The organism is Polaromonas sp. P1_G4 (assembly GCF_056405475.1).
Genome location: NZ_JBFUCA010000618.1, coordinates 1 through 2,190, shown reverse-complemented (window position 1 = coordinate 2,190; position 2,190 = coordinate 1). Strand labels below are relative to the sequence as shown.

The window sequence follows — 2,190 nt, the reverse complement described above, 5'->3', positions numbered from 1 at the left end:
AAGCAGGCTGCGTAGCCGGCTGCGAAGAGCTGCTCGGGGTTGGTGCCGGTTCCGGCGGTGCCGGGCGAGCTCAGCGTGACGTCCAGGCGGCCGTCGTCGGTCTTGGACTTGCCGTCACGGCCGCCGGTGGTGTGGGCGTGGGCGGTGTAGAGAACTTTTTCGAGTGTGGTCATGGTGGCTTCCTTTGGAAAATACCCCGGATCGGGGCGGGTTAAAAATTCAGTGAAATGGTGAAAGAAATCAGCCGGTGAGGCGGTTGCGAAACGACTGCACCTGCTGCGTCAGCGACACCAGCTCGGGAATCGAGCACTGGGTGGCGCTCAGGATGCAGCCCGGAATCTTTGCGGCCCTGGCCTTGAGCTTGCGGCCGGCTGCCGTCAGCGTAATGTGAACGCGGCGCTCGTCTTCCACTGCGCGAATGCGTGAAAGCAGCCCGGCAGATTCCATGCGCTTGAGCAGCGGGGTCAGCGTGCCCGAATCCAGGTAAAGCCGTTCACCGAGTTCCGAAACCGTCAGGCCGTCCTGCTCCCACAGCACCAGCATCGCGAGGTATTGCGGATAGGTCAGCCCCATCTCTTCGAGCATGGGCTTGTACAGCTTGGTCATGGCCAAAGAGGTGGAATACAGCGCAAAGCACAGCTGGTTGTCCAGCTGCAGCATGGCGTCAGTGGCATTTGCGGTGTCGGTTTTGTTGGGCATGGATGAATTATAGCGAACAATTGAATTGTGTGCAAGTTAATTGTTTCCAGGTGTTCCGTGCCGATTCCCAGGGGCTTTGTACCGGGGCCGCCTGTACCGGGAGCACACCACTAAACTTGAGGCCATGCAAACACCCAGCACCGCGCGCGCGGCAAAGCCTTCGAAGGGCTCAGGAAAGCCCGCATCCGCAGCACAAATCATCGAAGAACTTCGCCCCGGCCAGTCCATCGAGCTGCTCAAGGAACTGCACATCCTCACGCGCGAAGGCAAGCTCAACCAGGACACGCGGCGCAAGCTCAAGCAGGTCTATCACCTGTACCAGTTCATCGAGCCCTTGCTCAATGAGGTGGCTGCGGAGAAGGCGGACTTCACCCTGGCCGACCACGGCGCCGGCAAGTCGTATCTCGGCTTCATCCTGTACGACCTGTTTTTTAATGTCGCGCACCGCGGTGAAAAAACCGCAGGCCATGTGTACGGCATCGAAACCCGCGCCGAACTTGTCGACAAGTCACGTGTGCTGGCCCAGCGGCTGGGTTTTTCGCGCATGTCGTTCCTGAACCTATCGGTGCAGGAGGCCACCACTTCGGCTGAACTCCCGCCCACTGTGGACATCGTCACCGCCCTGCATGCCTGCGACACGGCCACCGATGACGCCATTGCATTCGGGCTGGCCAAAAACGCGCGCCACATGGTGCTGGTGCCGTGCTGCCAGGCCGAAGTGGCCGGTGTGCTGAAGAAAAGCCGTGCCCTGTCACTGTCTCGCACGCCGCTGGCCGAACTGTGGCGGCACCCGCTGCACACGCGCGAATTCGGCAGCCAGATCACCAATGTGTTGCGCTGCCTGCAGCTCGAAGCCAACGGCTACCAGGTCACGGTGACTGAGCTCGTGGGCTGGGAGCATTCGATGAAGAACGAACTCATCCTGGCCAGCAGGCCCGAGCAACCCCAGGCCGGTAAAACCCGTGCCGCCCAAGCGCGTTTGCGCGAGGTGCTTGAAGAGCTGGGTCTGGGTGAACTGACGGCACGCTTTGCGGTGCAGGCCGAGCCGGCCTAGAAGCCTAAAGCAGGGCCGGCGCTTCGCTGCGGCGTTCTGCCGCCAGCACGCGAATGGTGGCAATCAGCTGGTGCTGTGCCTCGGTGGGCGCCATGTCGGCACGCAGCGTCAACCCCACCAGCTCTTCGGTGCCCGCCATGCTGACGGGCAGGCGCACCAGCGTGCCGCTCTCCAGGTCCGGCCGCACAGCCCCCAGCGGCGCAAGCCAGACCGCATCGCTTTGCAGCGCATAGCCGCGTGCGATGGACACCGACAGCGTTTCGACCAGGCGCATAGGCGGCGGCAGGCCGCGCGTGAGGAAAAAGCTGTCGGCGGTATGGCGTATGGCCGTGCCCTGCGTGGGCAGTATCGCGGGGAAGGCCTGCAAGCCGGCCAGCGGATCGGCCTTGCGCCCGGCCTGCGCCAGCAGGGGGTGGCCGGGGCGCACTGCCAATACC

General features: G+C 63.1%; 4 protein-coding genes. 1 reads left to right on the top strand and 3 read right to left on the bottom strand.

The genetic code is table 11. The features are described from left to right. Positions 1–173 (bottom strand): OsmC family protein (locus AC1D1X_RS21320; RefSeq protein WP_477699114.1); only part of this gene is annotated, 173 nt, incomplete at its 3' end. Between the two features lie 67 nt (positions 174–240). Further along, on the bottom strand, positions 241–699 hold the full coding sequence (locus tag AC1D1X_RS21315) for a MarR family winged helix-turn-helix transcriptional regulator (protein ID WP_477668621.1): 459 nt from the start codon (positions 697–699) through the stop codon (positions 241–243). Between the two features lie 124 nt (positions 700–823). On the opposite strand from AC1D1X_RS21315, the gene AC1D1X_RS21310 reads away from it, so the two are divergent. After that, positions 824–1,753 (top strand): class I SAM-dependent methyltransferase, encoded by a 930-nt coding sequence (locus AC1D1X_RS21310; RefSeq protein WP_477668620.1) that lies wholly within the window; start codon positions 824–826, stop codon positions 1,751–1,753. A 4-nt stretch (positions 1,754–1,757) separates the two neighbouring features. On the opposite strand, the gene AC1D1X_RS21305 is transcribed toward AC1D1X_RS21310, so the two are convergent. After that, positions 1,758–2,190: LysR substrate-binding domain-containing protein (locus AC1D1X_RS21305; protein WP_477699113.1), on the bottom strand; the 433-nt coding region annotated here is incomplete at its 5' end.